The organism is Halopseudomonas pachastrellae, assembly GCF_900114765.1.
Lineage (GTDB): Bacteria > Pseudomonadota > Gammaproteobacteria > Pseudomonadales > Pseudomonadaceae > Halopseudomonas > Halopseudomonas pachastrellae.
Map to the genome: position 1 here is coordinate 36,636 of NZ_FOUD01000016.1, position 15,951 is coordinate 52,586.

Genomic DNA, 15,951 nt, shown 5'->3' on the forward strand with positions numbered 1-15,951 from the left:
ACGAGGTCAGCCATGAAAGTCAAACGTTTCTTTGCCGCCGATATGCGCCAGGCGATGAAGCTGGTCCGCGATGAGCTGGGCGCCGATGCGTCCATCATTGCCAACCGCCGGGTGGCTGGCGGCGTCGAACTGACAGCAGCCCTGGATTACGAAGCGCCGCGCCTGAGCGCGCCGACGCCGGGCCTGGATCAGGAACTGAAAAAGACCCAGGAGCGCATTGTCGCTGCCCGCGCCGAGCTGGAAGACGGCCAGATGGCTTCCCACGACCAGCCGCTGGTCAACCGCCAGCTGTTTGGTGACAGCACCCGTCACGCCGCACGCCAGGGCTCTGCCGAAGCTCGCGAACTGCTGGACCGGCTGATTCAGGAGCCGACCGAACCGGCTCCCGCCGCGCAGGCAGCGCCGCGTCGTCCTCAAGCTGCTGCCCCGGCGCCGGCTGCTGAAGCCGACAGCGCAGGGCTCAGCGCCATGCGCGCCGAGCTGGCCGGGCTGCGCGAGATGCTGGAGTCCCAGCTGGGTGGTCTGGCCTGGGGGCAGCTGAATCAGCAAAAACCCAAGCAGGCTGGCCTCTGGCGTCGTCTGACGCAGATGGGCCTGCCGGCGGATGTCTGCCAGGGCTTGCTGCGTCAGGTTTCTGACGTGACTGATGCGCGCCAGGCTTGGCGTATGTTGCTGGCGCATCTGGCGCAACGCGTCCCGGTGCTGCGCGAAGAACCCATTGATGCCGGCGGCGTAATCGCCCTGGTTGGCCCCACCGGTGCCGGCAAAACCACCACGCTGGGCAAGCTGGCCGCCCGTTATGTGCTCAAGCACGGTAGTCAGCACGTTGCGCTGGTGACCATGGATACCTACCGTATTGGCGCCCACGAGCAATTGCGCACCCTGGGGCGTATTCTCAACGTGCCGGTCAAGGTGGTGGACGACAAGCAGAACCTCGGTGATGTGCTGGCTGACTTTGCCGGCAAGCGCCTGGTGCTGATCGACACCGCCGGCCTGCAGGCCAATGACCCGTACCTGCGTGGTCAGCTGGACGCACTGGCCCAGCAGGGCCGTCAGGTGCGCAACCTGCTGGTACTGGCAGCGACCAGTCAGCACCGGGTGATGAAAGCGGCGTATCACAACTACAAGTCCTGCGGTCTGTCCGGTTGTATCCTGACCAAGGTTGATGAAGCGGCTACGCTGGGAGAGTCACTGGGGCTGGCTATGGAGCAGGGTTTGCCGGTAGCCTATCTGGCAGATGGCCAGCGGATTCCGGACGATCTGAGCAAGGCCGTGGGCCACCAGCTGGTCAGTCGCGCGGTCAGCATGGCAGGTAACGAAGCGCCGGCAGATCAGGCCATGGCAGACGTGTTTGCCGGTATGATGCACGGCCAGCGGGCAGGCTAAGTTAAGTTAACAGGCTAAGTTAAGTTAAACAGACAAGGTACCAAGCGCAGATGGGCAGCAATCACCCGGTTCAGGTTATCGCAGTCACCGGCGGCAAAGGCGGCATCGGCAAGACCAACGTGTCGGTCAACCTCAGTCTGGCGTTGGCCGACATGGGGCGGCGCGTCGTGCTGCTGGACGCTGACCTTGGCCTGGCCAACGTCGACGTTCTGCTCGGCCTCAAGCCCAAGGCGACGCTGGCGGATGTGCTCGACGGCAAGTGCGACCTGCGCGATGTCATGGTCACCGGCCCCGGCGGCATTCGCATCGTGCCTGCCGCCTCCGGTGCGGCCAGCATGGTCAGCCTCAGCCCGCAACAGCACGCCGGCCTGATTCAGGCGTTCAGCGAGATTGGCGACAATATCGATGTGCTGGTTGTGGATACCGCTGCCGGTATCGGCGATTCGGTGGTCAGCTTTGTTCGCGCCGCGCAGGAAGCGCTGATCGTTGTCTGCGATGAGCCGACCTCCATTACCGATGCCTACGCGCTGATCAAATTGCTCAACCGCGATCACGGCATGACGCGTTTCCGCGTATTGGCCAATATGGTGGGCACGCCGCAGGAAGGACGCATGGTGTTTGCTAAACTCACCAAGGTAACCGACCGTTTTCTGGATGTGGCTCTGCAGTATGTCGGCGCAGTTCCCTTTGATGAGTCTGTACGCAAGTCGGTACAGAAGCAGCGCGCGGTGTTTGAGGCGTTTCCGCGCAGTAAGGCGTCGCTGGCGATTCGGGCCATTGCCCAGAAGGTGGATGCCTGGCCGTTGCCAGCCAACCCCCGCGGTCACCTGGAGTTCTTTGTCGAGCGCCTGGTGCAGCCGACAGGAACCGATCTATGACAGCACGGGCCGGCAGATTGAACATGTATACACGCGCACAGGGCTCGGCCGAGCAGCAGGATCGCCTGGTCGAGCAGTATGCCCCGCTGGTCAAACGTATCGCCTACCACCTGCTTGGACGTCTGCCTTCCAGCGTCCAGGTCGAAGATCTTATGCAAGCCGGCATGATCGGCTTGCTCGAAGCCTCTCGCAAATTCGATTTTGGCAAAGGTGCCAGCTTTGAAACCTACGCAGGCATCCGCATTCGTGGCGCCATGCTGGATGAGGTGCGCAAGGGCGACTGGGCCCCGCGGTCGGTGCACCGCAATACGCGTATGGTCAGTGATGCGTTGCGGGCGGTAGAGGCGCGCTTGGGGCGTGATGCTAAAGATCATGAGGTTGCGGTCGAACTGGATATGAGTCTCGAGGAGTACTACGCCATCCTCAGCGATACCGCCGGCAGCAAACTGTTCAGCTTTGACGATTTGCTGGAGGCCGGGGCGCCGGCTGATGTGCAAGGGGGCGAGGAGCCCTTGAGCGGCCTGCAGGACGAGCGTTTTCGTGCGGCGCTGGTGGAGGCGATTGATGGTCTGCCGGAGCGCGAACGGCTATTGCTGTCGCTTTATTATGATGAGGAATTGAACCTCAAGGAGATCGGCGCGGTACTGGGCGTCAGTGAGTCGCGGGTCAGCCAGCTGCACAGTCAGTGCGCTGCTCGGCTACGGGCCAAGCTGACAAACTGGCGAAATGATTGATTTTGTCGCCAACATCCGGACAATGCTCGGATTGCCTGGCTGGCAGATGGCCGTCAGGGCGCGGTAACCGGCGTTGAGCAGGGCGCATCTGAACAGGTCATTGACGCCAGTGGCCTGCTCAGAGCTTCTTCTACGGCTTGTGTGGCCATTGGCAATGGGTTTTGGGAGTGCAGGCCTGCACTTATCCTGGTTTGTACGGAGGTCGACTTGGACAAGAATATGAAAATTCTCATCGTTGATGATTTTTCGACGATGAGGCGCATCATCAAGAATCTGTTGCGCGACCTCGGGTTTACCAACACCGCCGAGGCCGACGACGGCAACACGGCGCTGCCGATGCTGCAAAGCGGCAACTTCGACTTTCTGGTGACCGACTGGAACATGCCGGGCATGAGCGGTATCGACCTGCTGCGTGCGGTGCGTGCCGACGACCGGCTGAAACACCTGCCGGTACTCATGGTGACCGCCGAGGCCAAACGTGACCAGATCATCGAGGCCGCCCAGGCCGGTGTGAATGGCTACGTCGTCAAACCCTTCACTGCGCAGGCGCTGAAAGAAAAGATCGAGAAGATTTTCGAGCGGGTGCAGCCTAAATAACAATCAGCCGGGGTACAGGTTATGGCTTTGAGCAAGGATCCCGGTCAGGCGACTGCCCAGGAATTCGAACATTCTCTCAAGGACAATGCGCACCAGCTGGTTGGTCACCTTGAAAGTGGCGACTTCGCCGAGGCGTTGCTGGTGATTCACGCCATTAATCAGGCGCGTGATCGTGGTTTGTACCACGAGGTCGGTCAACTGACCCGCGCCCTGCATAACGCGATTGTCAACTTCCAGATAGACACCTCCCACGCACTGGGTGGAGATGCTGAAACCTCCAAGATTTCCGATGCCTCCGATCGCCTGGATTATGTTGTCCAGCTGACCGACAAGGCGGCCAACCGCACCATGGATCTGGTCGAGGCCAGCGCGCCCAAGGTGTCCGAGCTGGGCCAGCAGGCCAGCGCACTCAAGGAAGACTGGCAGCGCCTGCAACGGCGCGAAATGGCGGCTGACGAGTTTCGTGATCTGTATCGCCGCGTGGGTGAGTTTCTGGATCGCACCGAAACCACCAGCTCCGAGGTGTCAGCGCACCTCAACGATATTCTGATCGCCCAGGACTACCAGGACCTGACAGGCCAGGTAATCAAGCGCGTGACGACACTGGTGCACGACGTCGAGGAGAGCCTCGTCAGTCTGGTGCGTATGGCCGGACAGGTGGATCGCATTACGGGTATCAATCACGCTGAAGTCAGCGAGACAAAAAAAACCTCCTCCAGGGGTGAAGGTCCGCAGATTCATGCCGATAAAAGAGAAGACGTTGTTTCCGGTCAGGACGAAGTTGATGACCTCCTGTCCAGTCTGGGCTTCTGACTCCTGCCGAAGTCGCCGTGTCTTGCTCCGGCGTGGCCCGACTGACAGCTGGCAAATCAGGCATCTGCCGGATCGCAGCGCTCAATAACAACGGCGCGCGCAGCCGGCAAGCCTGGATGGCGCCAAGCCGTTTACCGATAACACGCCCGAGGGGAGTGGGTGCATGAGTTTCGAAGCGGATGAAGAAATTCTCCAGGACTTTCTGGTAGAGGCCGGAGAGATTCTGGAGCAATTGTCCGAGCAGTTGGTCGAGTTGGAAAACCGGCCCGACGACATGGACCTGCTCAATGCCATCTTCCGCGGCTTCCACACCGTCAAGGGCGGTGCCGGCTTCCTGCAGCTTGATGCTCTGGTAGCCTGCTGTCACATCGCTGAGAACGTGTTCGACATCCTGCGCAAGGGCGAGCGTACTGTTACCTCCGAGCTGATGGATGTCGTGCTGCAGGCGCTGGATACCGTCAATAGCATGTTTGATCAGGTGCGCGAGCAGCAGGAGCCAACCCCGGCCGACCCTGCGCTGCTTGAAGCCCTGGCCCAACTGGCGCAACCGGCTTCCGCCGAAGAGGCCGCCGCTCCGCAACCTGAACCCGACCCCGAGCCTTCTCCCCCCGTAGAACCCGTGACTGTGCCCGCAGCGGGCGGCACTGACGACGGCGACATTACCGACGACGAGTTTGAGCAACTGCTCGACGCCTTGCACGGCGACGGCGGCAGCCCCAGCGCGCAGCCGGCCATACCCGAGAAGCCCGCCGCCGCTGCGGCAGACTCTGACGAGATTACCGACGACGAATTTGAAGCGCTGCTTGATCAGTTGCACGGCAGCGGCAATGCACCGGCCGCCGCGGCACCGGCTGCGCCCGCCGCCAGCGCTGCAAAAGACGCTTCGGCCAGTGACGACATCAGCGATGACGAATTTGAAGCCTTGCTTGATGAGCTGCACGGCAAAGGCTCTGCGCCGGGCCAGCAAGGCGCCGGTGAGGCGGGCGCAGGCGACTCGTCAGCCGCAGCGGGCTCGGACAACATTACTGACGATGAATTTGAGGCGCTGCTGGATCAGCTGCATGGCAAGGGCAGCGCGCCCGGCGCTGCTGCCGAGTCGGCTGGTGCGGTAACGTCGCCCAAGCCCGCGGCCCCGGCCGCCAAGGCTGAAGCACCCAAGGCCGAAGCGCCCAAGCCCGCAGCCAAACCGGCGGCGGCCCCTGCGGCCAAGGCGCCTGCTGCGCCAGCGGCGAGCAAGCCGGCCAGCGCGGCCGAAGCCCCGGCAGCTGTCGAAACCACCGTGCGGGTAGACACTGCGCGGCTGGATGAAATCATGAACATGGTTGGGGAGCTGGTACTGGTGCGCAACCGCCTGGTGCGCCTGGGTGTTTCCAGCGGTGACGAGGAACTGGGCAAGGCCGTTGCCAATCTGGATGTGGTGACAGCCGACCTGCAGATGTCGGTCATGAAGACCCGCATGCAGCCGATCAAGAAAGTCTTTGGTCGATTCCCCCGCGTGGTGCGAGACCTGGCGCGCAACCTGAAGAAAGAAATCAATCTTGAGCTGATCGGTGAAGAGACCGATCTGGACAAGAACCTGGTTGAGGCGCTGGCCGATCCGCTGGTCCACCTGGTGCGCAACTCGGTCGACCACGGTATCGAAATGCCGGATGAGCGTGAAGCAGCCGGCAAGTCACGCACCGGTAAGGTAGTGCTGTCGGCGCAGCAGGAAGGCGATCACATCCTGCTCACCATCGTTGATGATGGCAAGGGTATGGACCCGGAAATCCTGCGTGCCAAGGCAGTTGAGAAGGGCATGATGGAGAAGGATGCGGCTGATCGCCTGAGCGATACCGAATGCTTCAACCTGATTCTGGCGCCCGGATTCTCGACCAAGACCGAAATTTCCGACGTGTCCGGCCGTGGTGTCGGCATGGATGTGGTCAAGACCAAGATCTCCCAGCTCAACGGCACCATCAATATCGAGTCAACCAAGGGGCAGGGGTCGCGTATCGCGATCAAGGTGCCGCTGACGCTGGCTATCATGCCGACGCTGATGGTCATGCTGTCCGACCAGGCGTTCGCGCTGCCGCTGGTCAGCGTGAACGAGATCTACAGCCTGGATCTGTCGCGCACCAACGTGGTCGACGGTCAGGAAGTCATCATCGTGCGCGACAAGGCACTGCCGCTGTTCTACCTCAAGCGTTGGCTGATGCCGGGCGTTGAGGACACCAGTGACCATTCCGCCGCCAGTGTGGTGATCGTATCGGTCGGCACGCAGCGGGTCGGCTTTGTGGTTGACCAGCTGGTTGGCCAGGAAGAGGTCGTGATCAAACCGCTGGGTCGCATGCTGCAAGGCACGGCCGGCATGGCGGGCGCAACGATTACCGGTGACGGGCGGATTGCTCTGATCCTGGATATTCCCAGTCTGCTCAAGCGCTACGCACGGCGCATGTGATAGCCTGAGCCGGAGCCTGCAAGGGGCTCCGGCACGGCAAGCGCCCGGCATTTTGCCTGTGGTGCGGCACGACTCATTTTAGATGCAGGATGCAGTTCGGGAGAGGGTATGGCGGTCAAGGTTCTGGTGGTCGACGATTCGGGTTTCTTTCGCCGCAGGGTGACGGAGATTCTGGCGGGCGACCCGCAAATCCAGGTGGTTGGTACCGCCAACAATGGCCGCGAGGCGATTGAGCAGACCCTTGCGTTGCATCCGGACGTAATCACCATGGATTACGAGATGCCGGTCATGGACGGCATCGAAGCGGTGCGGCAGATCATGCAGCGCTGTCCGACCCCGGTCATCATGTTTTCCTCGCTGACCTACGAGGGCGCTCGCGTCAGTCTGGATGCGCTGGATGCTGGCGCGGCCGACTATCTCCCAAAAAATTTCGAAGACATCTCGCGTAACCCGGATAAGGTGCGCCAGCTGCTGTGCGAGCGAGTGCAGGGCTTGGCACGTACCAACCGCCGCTCGCTGGGTTTGAGCAACACGCACCACGCGCAGCCGGCGAGCACCCTGAGTACGCCGGCTCGCAGCATCAGCCCGACGCCCGCCGCACCGCCGCCGCGCCCGGCTGCTGCGCCGACCACGCCGGCCAAAACCAGCCCGGCGCCGCGTAAGCGCAGCTACAAACTGGTCGCTATTGGCACCTCCACCGGCGGTCCGGTGGCGCTGCAGAAGGTGTTGACGCAGCTGCCGGCCAATTTCCCGGCGCCGCTGCTGCTCGTACAGCACATGCCTGCTGCCTTTACCAAGGCGTTTGCCGAGCGGCTCGATAAACTCTGTCGCATCTCCGTGAAGGAAGCCGAAGACGGCGATACCTTACGGCCGGGGCGCGCACTGCTGGCGCCGGGCGGCAAGCAGATGATGGTCGACTCGCGCGGTGTAGTGCGCATCTTGCCGGGCGATGAGCGGTTGAATTACAAGCCCTGTGTTGACGTGACCTTCGGCTCTGCCGCCAAGGCATTCCAGGACAAGGTGTTGGCCATTGTATTGACCGGTATGGGCGCTGACGGCCGCGAAGGCGCGCGTCTGCTCAAGCAGGCCGGCAGTGCCATCTGGGCGCAGGATGAAGCCAGCTGCGTGATCTACGGCATGCCGATGGCGGTCGCCAAGGCCAATCTGGCCGATGGCATCTACCCGCTGGATGACATCGGGCGCTACCTGGCAGAGATCGGCTGATGGATATCCTCAGCATCATTGGCGTCATTCTGGCTTTTGTCGCCATTATCGGCGGCAATTATCTGGAAGGTGGGCATGCCAGTGCCTTGCTGAATGGCCCGGCGGCGCTGATTGTCATCGGCGGTACCCTGGGCGCGGCTTTTATCCAGACGCCGCTGACCGTGTTCAAACGCGCTCTGGTGATCCTGCGCTGGATTGTCTTTCCGCCTTCCAATCGTCTGCGCGAAGGTATCTCCCAGGTTATCAACTGGAGCACCATTGCCCGCAAGGAAGGCCTGCTTGGGCTGGAATCGCTGGCCGATCTGGAGGCCGACCCCTTTGCTCGCAAGGGCCTGCAGTTGCTGGTCGACGGCAGTGAGCCGGAGGCGCTGCGCAGCATTCTTGAAGTGGAGCTGGTCAACCGCGAACACGCTGACCTGATGGCGGCCAAGGTCTACGAGAGCATGGGTGGCTACTCGCCCACCATCGGCATCATTGGCGCGGTCATGGGTCTGATTCATGTCTTGGGCAACCTGGCCGACCCTTCGCGTCTGGGCGCCGGCATAGCGGTGGCCTTTGTCGCGACCATTTACGGTGTGGCGCTGGCCAACCTGTTCCTCCTGCCGGTCGCCGCCAAACTCAAGGCGGTGGTCATGCAGGGGTCCAAGTATCGCGAGATGATGCTGGAGGGGCTGCTGTCCATTGCTGAAGGTGAAAACCCGCGGTCCATCGAAATGAAGCTTGAAGGCTTCCTCGACTGAGTCAGGGGTTGCCCTATGCGCCGACAACGTCATGAAGAGCACGAGAATCACGAGCGCTGGCTGGTGTCCTACGCCGATTTCATCACGTTGCTGTTCGCCTTTTTCGTCGTCATGTATTCCATCTCCTCGGTCAACGAGGGCAAGTACAAGGTGCTGTCGGACACCCTTGAGGGTGCGTTCAACCAGCCGCAGCGCTCGGTGGACCCTATCCAGATTGGTGACCAGCTGCCGCGTGGCCTGACCCGGGAGAACAACGATGCCAGCGGCGCCGGCACGCCCGATTCTGGCAGCGATGCGCTGGCAGACATTACCACAGCAATGCAATCGGCCTTCGGTGAGCTGATTCAGGCTGGCGAGCTGGAGGTGCGGGGCAACGAGCTGTGGGTCGAGATCGAGCTGAGTTCGGGGCTGCTGTTCCCCAGCGGCGATGCGCTGCCGCTGGATGCCGCCTTTGACCTGGTGGAGCGGATTGCCGCCATCCTCAAGCCCTATGACAACCCGGTACATGTCGAGGGCTTTACCGACAATCTGCCGATGCGCTCCGGGCGCTATCCGACCAACTGGGAGTTGTCCGCCGCACGGGCTGCGACGGTGGTGCGCATGCTCAGCAATGGCGGCGTCAACCCCGACCGACTGGCTGCGGTAGGCTATGGTGAATTTAGACCGGTTGCCGATAACAACACGGCTGCCGGGCGCCGCGCCAATCGGCGGGTGGTGTTGCTGGTATCTCGCTATCTGGACCGCCGGCATGAGCCCTTTGCTGCGCCGACCGAGGGCGTGGATGAGATGCGCGAGGCGCGTTTGCCCTCGGAGGCTTCTGGCACGGGTTCTGCATCGAACCCATCCCAGTAGTCTGAAATGGATTAGTCTGTCAAAATGTTGTCGTATTTCCACGGTGTAAGGGTGTCCGTTCCATGGCGCGCCCGCGGAGGAAAGGTATGAGAGTCTGGGCCGTTGCCAACCAGAAAGGGGGAGTGGGTAAAACCACGTCCGCCGTGGCGCTGGCTGGCCTGCTGGCGGACCAGGGCCAGCAGGTGCTGGTGGTCGACCTGGACCCGCACGGCTCCATGACCAGCTATTTTGGTCATGACCCTGACCAGCTCACCAGCAGCGTATTCAATCTGTTTCAGCATAATGGTCAGGTGCCTGACGGTCTGGCTGCCGCGCTGCTCAAGGACACCTCCCATCCCAATATCCGCCTGATGCCGTCCAGCACCTCGCTGGCGACGCTGGAGCGCCAGTCTGCTGCCCAGGGTGGTTATGGGTTGGTTATTTCCCGGGCGCTGGCGCAGCTGTGGAACGACTACCAGTTCGTGATCATCGACAGCCCGCCGCTGCTGGGCGTGTCCATGATCAACGCGCTGGCTGCCTGTGAGCAGCTGATCATCCCGGTGCAAACCGAGTTTCTTGCGCTCAAGGGCCTTGAGCGTATGGTGCACACCCTGAACATGGTCAACCGCTCCCGTAAGCAGGCGCTGCCCTATACCATCGTGCCGACGCTGTTTGATCGGCGTACCCAGGCATCGCTGAATACCCTGCGCCTGCTGCGCCGCGATTACGCCGAGCATCTGTGGCAGGCCTATATCCCGATCGATACCAAGCTGCGCGACGCCAGTCTGGCCGGCGTGGTGCCGTCGCAGCTCGACGGTAATGCCCGCGGTGTACTGGCCTATCGTGCATTGCTGCGTTACCTTCTGGCGCAATCGTTGAGCCGTGGCGAGCAGGTCGCCTGAGCCATGCGAAACTCCGTGACCAGAGCCGCTAATGCTTTGGCACTGCAAGCCGATACACAATCAAGGCCGTGCGCGGCGTAGTGAGCTGATGTCCAGGTTATGAACAAGCCCCAGTTACCGGTACAGCAATATGTTCCTGAGCAGACCATCCAGCATTATCTGGATGCGTTGCTGCAGGATGCGGCCGACGAGCTGGCCCGCGCCGACGCCGAAGTCCCGGCGCCCGCACCGACACCGGCGCCGGTAGCGACAGAGCCGCCCCGCGCGGCGGTGGTGCACAAGCTGGAGCGCCCGGTCGATATTATCGAGCCTGAGGTGCCGGCTGAGCCGGTGCTAGAGCCGCCGGCGGCGCCACCGCCGGTGCAGCCGGCCGTGGCTGCCTGGCGGGAGGAGCCTTTCGAAGCGCTGCTGTTTGACGTTGGCGGTTTGAAGCTGGCCGTGCCTCTGGTGCTGCTGGGCACCATTTACCCGCTTGAGGGCGAAATTACCCCGCTGTTTGGTCAGCCGGACTGGTTTCTTGGCATTTTGTCCACGCCGGCCGGCAATCTGAAGGTGCTGGACACCGCCCGCTGGGTGATGCCGGAGCGCTACACGCCCGAGCTGCAGGATACCCTGAGCTTTGTTATCTCGGTGGAAGGCTATGATTGGGGTATGGCGGTACATGGTGTGCAGCAATCCATTCGCCTCAGCCCGGAGCAGGTCAAGTGGCGCTCCCAGCAGGGTAAGCGGCCCTGGTTGGCTGGCACGGTAATCGAACACATGTGTGCATTGCTGGATGTCTCGGCCTTGGCCGAGCTGATTGTAGGCAGTGGTGGTGCGGCTGGTAATGCCGCTGCGCCAGCATTAGGATGAGCATGGCAGGGCAGCGTCGCCAGGCGACGGATTTGGCTCTGGACTTCAATGATGATCGGGAAGCAAGACAATGAAAAATAATTCGGGACAAGGTGCTGAAGATCCGATCCTGCAATGGGTGACCTTTCACCTGGACAACGAGAGCTACGGCATCAACGTGATGCAGGTCCAGGAGGTGCTGCGCCACACCGAGATTGCACCGGTACCCGGCGCGCCGACCTATGTACTCGGCATCATCAACCTGCGCGGCAACGTGGTGACAGTGATCGATACCCGTCAGCGCTTTGGTCTGACGCCAGCCCCGATCACCGACAACACCCGTATCGTCATCATTGAAGCCGACAAGCAGGTGGTCGGGATTCTGGTCGACTCGGTTGCCGAGGTGGTTTATCTGCGTCAGTCCGAGATCGAGACGGCGCCCAACGTCGGCACCGATGAGTCCGCCAAGTTTATTCAGGGCGTCTGCAACAAGAACAACGAACTGCTGATTCTGGTCGATCTGGAAAAGATGATGACCGAAGATGAGTGGGCCGAGCTGTCAGGATTCTGATTGATGAATGAACCCTGGTTGCTGCTGGTACTCGGCGGGTTGCTCGGTATCCTGCTGGCCGCGTTGGCGGTGCTGTTCATGCAGGTGCGCCGTCTGCCGGTCGAGCAGCAGCAACAGGAAGCTCGACTGCAGGCTCGCTTGGAGCAGCTGTCGCGTGAGCTGGCGACCTTTCAGCAGGGCAGTATCCGCATGGGTGAGGAGATCACCGCGCTGCGTCAGCAGGTCAAGCGCCTGGAAGACAAGCAGCTCAAGCTGGAACAGCATGACCCGCAGTCCCTCCCGTACAACCAGGCCGCTCGGCTGGTTGGCATGGGCGCCAGTATTGAAGACCTGACCCAATCCTGTGGCCTGTCCAAGGCCGAAGCCGAGCTGTTCGTCAAGTTGCACGCCTCGCGCTAGGCTCAGCAGACCCTAGGCATGACCTGAGCGCGTTACTCTTCCTTCCTGTTCTCCAGCTGTAACGGCTTTTCCTTGCCGCCATCGGGATCAAAGCCCTTCGGGCGTTTGCCCTTGATATACCAGGCAAAGGCAATGATCTCGGCGATGGTGCGATACAACGCCTCGGGTATCTGATCACCCAGCTCCATGCGTGCGAGCATGCGCGCCAGATCGGCATTCTCGTAAATTGGCACTTCATACTGCATCGCCAGCTGAACGATTTGTTCGGCCAGGTCACCTTCGCCCTTGGCGGTGATGGTGGGCGCCTGTTCGCCGCCGTCGTAGACCAGGGCGATGGCTTCGCGTGCATCGCTCATCAGGTGACCTCGTCGATCCAGGTTTGCTGTACGGCCTGCCGTGGGGCAGGTGGCGTGCCGCAGTGGCAGCTGATCTCGCCGACATCCAGCCCCTTGGCCAGCAGGCGGTCTCGCAGGGTGCTCAGTTCGCTGTTCAGCAGGGCGAGTGTCGGTTGCTGTTCGGCCCAGAGTTCGCTGCTGACGCGATCATTGCGCAGTCTGGCAATGGCCTGCAGGTTGCCCAGGTGATCCAGGTTAAAGGCCAGGCGCACCTCCCAGACGGGCACCGGTTCGGGTTGCTCGCGATCTGGCGCGGGACTGTCGCGTTGAATGCGCATCTGCACGTGGTTGAACTGCTGACCGTCGCGTAGCGGGATTTCCAGCTGCCAGGTGGTCTGGGTGCTGCCGTCTGAAAATGTCTGGGTCTGGCCCATGCTCTGCAGCTGGTGATGCTGGATGCGCGAGAGCAGGGCGGCGGTCAGTCGTAGCAGGCTGCCTAGGTCGCCGGTGTCGCCCAGCGCCTGCAGTGCCCGGCTGGGCAGCGGGAACAGGCCGGGTTTGGTCGCCGTCTGCTGCTGCGTCGCCTTTATCGCCTGCTGCCAGGGCCCCGGCGGCAGACCAGCGGTTTGCAGGCTGCCGGGCGGCAGCTGTTGCTGCAGGGTTACCAGCAAACCGATCAGCGCGCCCTTGAGGTCGGCTCCGGCCAGGGGTTCTGCAGCGGCCGGGCTGGCCAGACTGGCAAGCAGGGGCAGCAGCTTGTCGAGCGCAGGCAGGGGGTTGGGTGTGCGGGTTGCACCCTCTGCGGTCAGGGTGGCCGGGTTGGCCGCAGGCTCTCCACCGCCGGGGGTGACCGGGGCAGCTGCGGCGGCAGCCTGACGGCCAAGAATCTGACTCAGCTGGGCCAGGTTGCTTTCCAGAAAGGCGCCGCTCTGGGCGACGGCGTTGGCAACGCCCGTTGCGGTGGTCAATTGCGGCGCGCTGACGATCTGGTTGAGCACGTTCTGAATTGCCTGGTGCAACTGCGGCACCGCTGGCAGTGGCTGCGGGTTGCTGGCCAGGGTCTGCAGGCGGGCCAACAGTGGTTCGGCCGAGCCTTGGCGTTGCAGCGCCTCGCGCAGCCCCTGCAGCAGGTCGGCCTGGCGCACCTGTTCGCTGCCGCTTTGTACGCGCAGTTCGCCCTGGTTGCCTACGGTGGCGTTGAGCAGGGTGCCGGGGGCGACCGGCCGCGTGCTGCTCAGCTGCAGCAGGGTTTGTGGCGTGCTGTGCTGCACCAGTTCGGCAACCAGTTGATAGCGGGCGATCTTGCCGTCGGGCGCGGGTACCGGTTGCTGCTCGATAACCCGTGCTTGCAGCTGGCTACCTGCGGGAAATTGCTGCGGGTCGAGCCGCGTCAGGGCAGGCCCGGGCCCGGGCGCGTTGCTGGTGGCCGGCTGCAAGGCCGCCATCAGTTGATTCTGCGAGATCGCCTGTACCAGCAGCTGGCTGCCGGCTGGCAGCGGCTGAGGGCTGCTGGTCGGCAGGTTAGTGCTGGTGCCGGGTGGGGAGGTAGTACCAAGGTTCTGTTTCGAGATGCGCAGCAGCAGTTCAAACTGGCCATTGGCGTTGGGGCGCTCGCTGCTCTGGACCACCTCGGCACGTGCCTGTTCGCCGCCCAATAGGGCCAATGCGTCAATTGGCCGCAAGAGTTGCAGAGCGACCACCAGGGCGTCGGCACTGCGGGCCGGCGCCGCGCTGGCGGGCGCTGCGGGCTGGGTCTGGCTGGTCGGCGGCAGGCGAATATCAGGGCTCATGTTGTCACATGTTGACGTAAATCGAGGTCCCCGGCCAAGGGGCTGCATGTATAATGGCGCCGCTGAAATAATAGCGCTCGGCGGAGTCTGTTGGCCTGACAGAGTATAGCGGCAGCCGGCGCGAGAACATGAATAGGGTGGCGACTCGACAGGGTAGCCTACGGAGTACAGGTGGCGGCTGAGCAGATCGACATCATCGACCTGACCTGCGAGCGGGACGAACGCGAGCTGTTTCGCGGGCTGAGTTGTCGCCTGCAGGCCGGTGACGTGCTGCAGGTTGCCGGGCCCAACGGCGCCGGCAAGACCAGTCTGCTGCGTATTCTGGCCGGGCTGATGCCGGCTGCTGACGGCGATATTCACTACGCCGGGCAATCCATTCTTGGCGGCGCTGGCCGTGAACGCTGGCGCCGCAGCTTGCTGTTTCTTGGGCACGCAACGGCGGTCAAGGCCACCCTGAGCGCTGAGGAAAACCTCGCCTGGCTGTGCGCGTTGGATCAGCCGGTGGCGCGTGAGGCAATCTGGGAAGCCCTGGCTGCCGTCGGGCTGCGCGGCTACGAAGACGTACCCTGCCGGCAGATGTCGGCCGGTCAGCAGCGCCGGGTCGCGCTGGCACGCCTGCGGCTGCAGGACAAACCGGTCTGGGTACTGGATGAGCCGTTCACCGCGCTTGATCAGGCCGCCGTGCGCGCGCTGGAGCAACAGATTCTGGACTTTGCCGACAGCGGCGGCTCGGTTGTCCTGACCACGCACCACAGCCTGGAGCACCTGAGCCAGGTACGTCAGCTGGATCTGGGGCGGGTGGCCTGATGCGTGCAGTGATCTGGCAATTGCTGCACCGCGAATGGCAGCTCAGCTGGCGCCGGCCGGGTGATGTGCTCAACCCGCTGGTGTTCTTTGCCATGGTGATCACCCTGTTTCCGCTGGCCGTTGGCCCGGAGCCGCAGATGCTGCAGCGCATGGCCTCCGGCGTGATCTGGGTGGCGGCCCTGCTGGCCACGCTGCTGTCACTGGACGGCCTGTTTCGCAGCGATTTTGAGGACGGCTCGCTTGAGCAATGGGTACTGTCACCGCACCCGCTGACCTTGCTGGTACTGGTGAAAGTGCTGCACCACTGGCTGATGTGTGGCGTGTTGCTGGTTTTGCTCACGCCCCTGCTGGGCATGATGCTGGCGCTGCCCTGGTCGGTTATTCCGGTGCTCTGTGTCACCCTGTTGCTGGGCACCGCCGTTCTGAGTTTGCTGGGGGCGATCGGCGCGGCGCTGACGGTCGGCCTCAAGGGTGGCGGCAGCATGTTGCTGGCGCTGCTGATTTTGCCACTGTATATCCCGGTGCTGATTCTCGGCACCGGCACTATGGATGCGGCGCTGCAGGGCTTGCCCGTGCAGGGCTACCTGCTCTGGATGAGCTGCCTGGCGGTGCTGGCGTTGAGTTTGTCTCCGCTGGCCATCGCAGCAGGTTTGCGTATCGGGGTTAGCGAATAACA

Annotated in this window: 17 protein-coding genes; 15 read left to right on the top strand and 2 right to left on the bottom strand. The window is 62.6% G+C overall.

From position 1 onward, the window contains the following. Positions 1-12 precede the first annotated feature (12 nt). The 13 genes from flhF (at position 13) to BM116_RS13175 (ending at position 12,343) form a co-directional block, all read left to right on the top strand. Entirely contained in the window at positions 13-1,386 is a 1,374-nt protein-coding gene (gene flhF, locus BM116_RS13115) for a flagellar biosynthesis GTPase FlhF (RefSeq protein WP_083726984.1), read from the top strand. A gap of 50 nt (positions 1,387-1,436) precedes the next feature. Beyond that, positions 1,437-2,264: a flagellar synthesis regulator FleN gene (gene fleN / locus BM116_RS13120; protein WP_083726986.1), complete on the top strand. Its 828-nt coding sequence runs from the start codon at positions 1,437-1,439 to the stop codon at positions 2,262-2,264. Then, positions 2,261-2,998, top strand: a complete 738-nt coding sequence (locus BM116_RS13125; protein WP_090475202.1) for an RNA polymerase sigma factor FliA — start codon at positions 2,261-2,263, stop codon at positions 2,996-2,998. The genes fleN and BM116_RS13125 overlap by 4 nt, the downstream gene beginning before the upstream one ends. Positions 2,999-3,217: 219 nt before the next feature. Next, the gene (locus BM116_RS13130; protein ID WP_174704239.1) at positions 3,218-3,595 is read left to right on the top strand and encodes a chemotaxis response regulator CheY; all 378 of its coding nucleotides are present in this window, start codon (positions 3,218-3,220) and stop codon (positions 3,593-3,595) included. 27 nt (positions 3,596-3,622) lie between these two features. Beyond that, complete coding sequence (locus BM116_RS13135) at positions 3,623-4,408, top strand: protein phosphatase CheZ (RefSeq protein WP_235846758.1); 786 nt, start codon at positions 3,623-3,625, stop codon at positions 4,406-4,408. Between the two features lie 163 nt (positions 4,409-4,571). Beyond that, the gene (locus BM116_RS13140) at positions 4,572-6,845 is read left to right on the top strand and encodes a chemotaxis protein CheA (protein WP_083726994.1); all 2,274 of its coding nucleotides are present in this window, start codon (positions 4,572-4,574) and stop codon (positions 6,843-6,845) included. 108 nt (positions 6,846-6,953) lie between these two features. Continuing rightward, a complete protein-coding gene (locus BM116_RS13145; protein ID WP_083726996.1) occupies positions 6,954-8,069 on the top strand; it encodes a protein-glutamate methylesterase/protein-glutamine glutaminase in 1,116 nt (371 codons plus the stop codon). Then, on the top strand, positions 8,069-8,809 hold the full coding sequence (locus BM116_RS13150) for a flagellar motor protein (protein ID WP_083726998.1): 741 nt from the start codon (positions 8,069-8,071) through the stop codon (positions 8,807-8,809). Before BM116_RS13145 ends, BM116_RS13150 begins: the two co-directional genes overlap by 1 nt. 15 nt (positions 8,810-8,824) lie before the next feature. Further along, entirely contained in the window at positions 8,825-9,661 is an 837-nt protein-coding gene (gene motD, locus BM116_RS13155) for a flagellar motor protein MotD (RefSeq protein WP_083727000.1), read from the top strand. Between the two features lie 86 nt (positions 9,662-9,747). After that, positions 9,748-10,542, top strand: a complete 795-nt coding sequence (locus BM116_RS13160; protein WP_083727002.1) for a ParA family protein — start codon at positions 9,748-9,750, stop codon at positions 10,540-10,542. Between the two features lie 99 nt (positions 10,543-10,641). Next, positions 10,642-11,394 carry a CheW domain-containing protein gene (locus BM116_RS13165; protein WP_083727004.1) on the top strand — a complete coding sequence of 251 codons (753 nt, stop codon included), beginning with the start codon at positions 10,642-10,644 and terminating at the stop codon, positions 11,392-11,394. A 70-nt stretch (positions 11,395-11,464) separates the two neighbouring features. Further along, positions 11,465-11,944 (top strand): chemotaxis protein CheW, encoded by a 480-nt coding sequence (locus tag BM116_RS13170; protein WP_083727006.1) that lies wholly within the window; start codon positions 11,465-11,467, stop codon positions 11,942-11,944. Positions 11,945-11,947: 3 nt separating this feature from the next. Further along, positions 11,948-12,343 (top strand): DUF2802 domain-containing protein, encoded by a 396-nt coding sequence (locus tag BM116_RS13175; protein ID WP_083727008.1) that lies wholly within the window; start codon positions 11,948-11,950, stop codon positions 12,341-12,343. A 32-nt stretch (positions 12,344-12,375) separates the two neighbouring features. Here BM116_RS13175 and BM116_RS13180 read toward each other — a convergent pair whose 3' ends face one another. Together BM116_RS13180 and fliK are read right to left on the bottom strand one after the other, a co-directional pair. Next, positions 12,376-12,699: an EscU/YscU/HrcU family type III secretion system export apparatus switch protein gene (locus tag BM116_RS13180; RefSeq protein WP_083727010.1), complete on the bottom strand. Its 324-nt coding sequence runs from the start codon at positions 12,697-12,699 to the stop codon at positions 12,376-12,378. Further along, on the bottom strand, positions 12,699-14,468 hold the full coding sequence (gene fliK / locus BM116_RS13185) for a flagellar hook-length control protein FliK (protein ID WP_169847268.1): 1,770 nt from the start codon (positions 14,466-14,468) through the stop codon (positions 12,699-12,701). The genes BM116_RS13180 and fliK overlap by 1 nt, the downstream gene beginning before the upstream one ends. Positions 14,469-14,639: 171 nt before the next feature. Between fliK and ccmA the strand changes: the two genes are divergently transcribed. Continuing rightward, positions 14,640-15,275: a cytochrome c biogenesis heme-transporting ATPase CcmA gene (gene ccmA, locus BM116_RS13190; protein ID WP_083727014.1), complete on the top strand. Its 636-nt coding sequence runs from the start codon at positions 14,640-14,642 to the stop codon at positions 15,273-15,275. Next, positions 15,275-15,949 (top strand): heme exporter protein CcmB, encoded by a 675-nt coding sequence (ccmB, locus tag BM116_RS13195; protein WP_083727016.1) that lies wholly within the window; start codon positions 15,275-15,277, stop codon positions 15,947-15,949. The genes ccmA and ccmB overlap by 1 nt, the downstream gene beginning before the upstream one ends. The last annotated feature ends 2 nt before the right edge of the window (positions 15,950-15,951 follow it).

What these genes read in the sequence shown, in the direction of transcription:
- BM116_RS13180 (WP_083727010.1), bottom strand. Translation starts at nt 12,699, where the DNA reads ATGAGCGATGCACGCGAAGCCATCGCCCTGGTCTACGACGGCGGCGAA.
- BM116_RS13130 (WP_174704239.1), top strand. Translation starts at nt 3,218, where the DNA reads ATGAAAATTCTCATCGTTGATGATTTTTCGACGATGAGGCGCATCATC.
- motD (WP_083727000.1), top strand. Translation starts at nt 8,825, where the DNA reads ATGCGCCGACAACGTCATGAAGAGCACGAGAATCACGAGCGCTGGCTG.
- fleN (WP_083726986.1), top strand. Translation starts at nt 1,437, where the DNA reads ATGGGCAGCAATCACCCGGTTCAGGTTATCGCAGTCACCGGCGGCAAA.
- BM116_RS13175 (WP_083727008.1), top strand. Translation starts at nt 11,948, where the DNA reads ATGAATGAACCCTGGTTGCTGCTGGTACTCGGCGGGTTGCTCGGTATC.
- BM116_RS13125 (WP_090475202.1), top strand. Translation starts at nt 2,261, where the DNA reads ATGACAGCACGGGCCGGCAGATTGAACATGTATACACGCGCACAGGGC.
- ccmB (WP_083727016.1), top strand. Translation starts at nt 15,275, where the DNA reads ATGCGTGCAGTGATCTGGCAATTGCTGCACCGCGAATGGCAGCTCAGC.
- BM116_RS13145 (WP_083726996.1), top strand. Translation starts at nt 6,954, where the DNA reads ATGGCGGTCAAGGTTCTGGTGGTCGACGATTCGGGTTTCTTTCGCCGC.
- flhF (WP_083726984.1), top strand. Translation starts at nt 13, where the DNA reads ATGAAAGTCAAACGTTTCTTTGCCGCCGATATGCGCCAGGCGATGAAG.
- BM116_RS13150 (WP_083726998.1), top strand. Translation starts at nt 8,069, where the DNA reads ATGGATATCCTCAGCATCATTGGCGTCATTCTGGCTTTTGTCGCCATT.
- BM116_RS13140 (WP_083726994.1), top strand. Translation starts at nt 4,572, where the DNA reads ATGAGTTTCGAAGCGGATGAAGAAATTCTCCAGGACTTTCTGGTAGAG.
- BM116_RS13160 (WP_083727002.1), top strand. Translation starts at nt 9,748, where the DNA reads ATGAGAGTCTGGGCCGTTGCCAACCAGAAAGGGGGAGTGGGTAAAACC.
- BM116_RS13165 (WP_083727004.1), top strand. Translation starts at nt 10,642, where the DNA reads ATGAACAAGCCCCAGTTACCGGTACAGCAATATGTTCCTGAGCAGACC.
- fliK (WP_169847268.1), bottom strand. Translation starts at nt 14,468, where the DNA reads ATGAGCCCTGATATTCGCCTGCCGCCGACCAGCCAGACCCAGCCCGCA.
- BM116_RS13170 (WP_083727006.1), top strand. Translation starts at nt 11,465, where the DNA reads ATGAAAAATAATTCGGGACAAGGTGCTGAAGATCCGATCCTGCAATGG.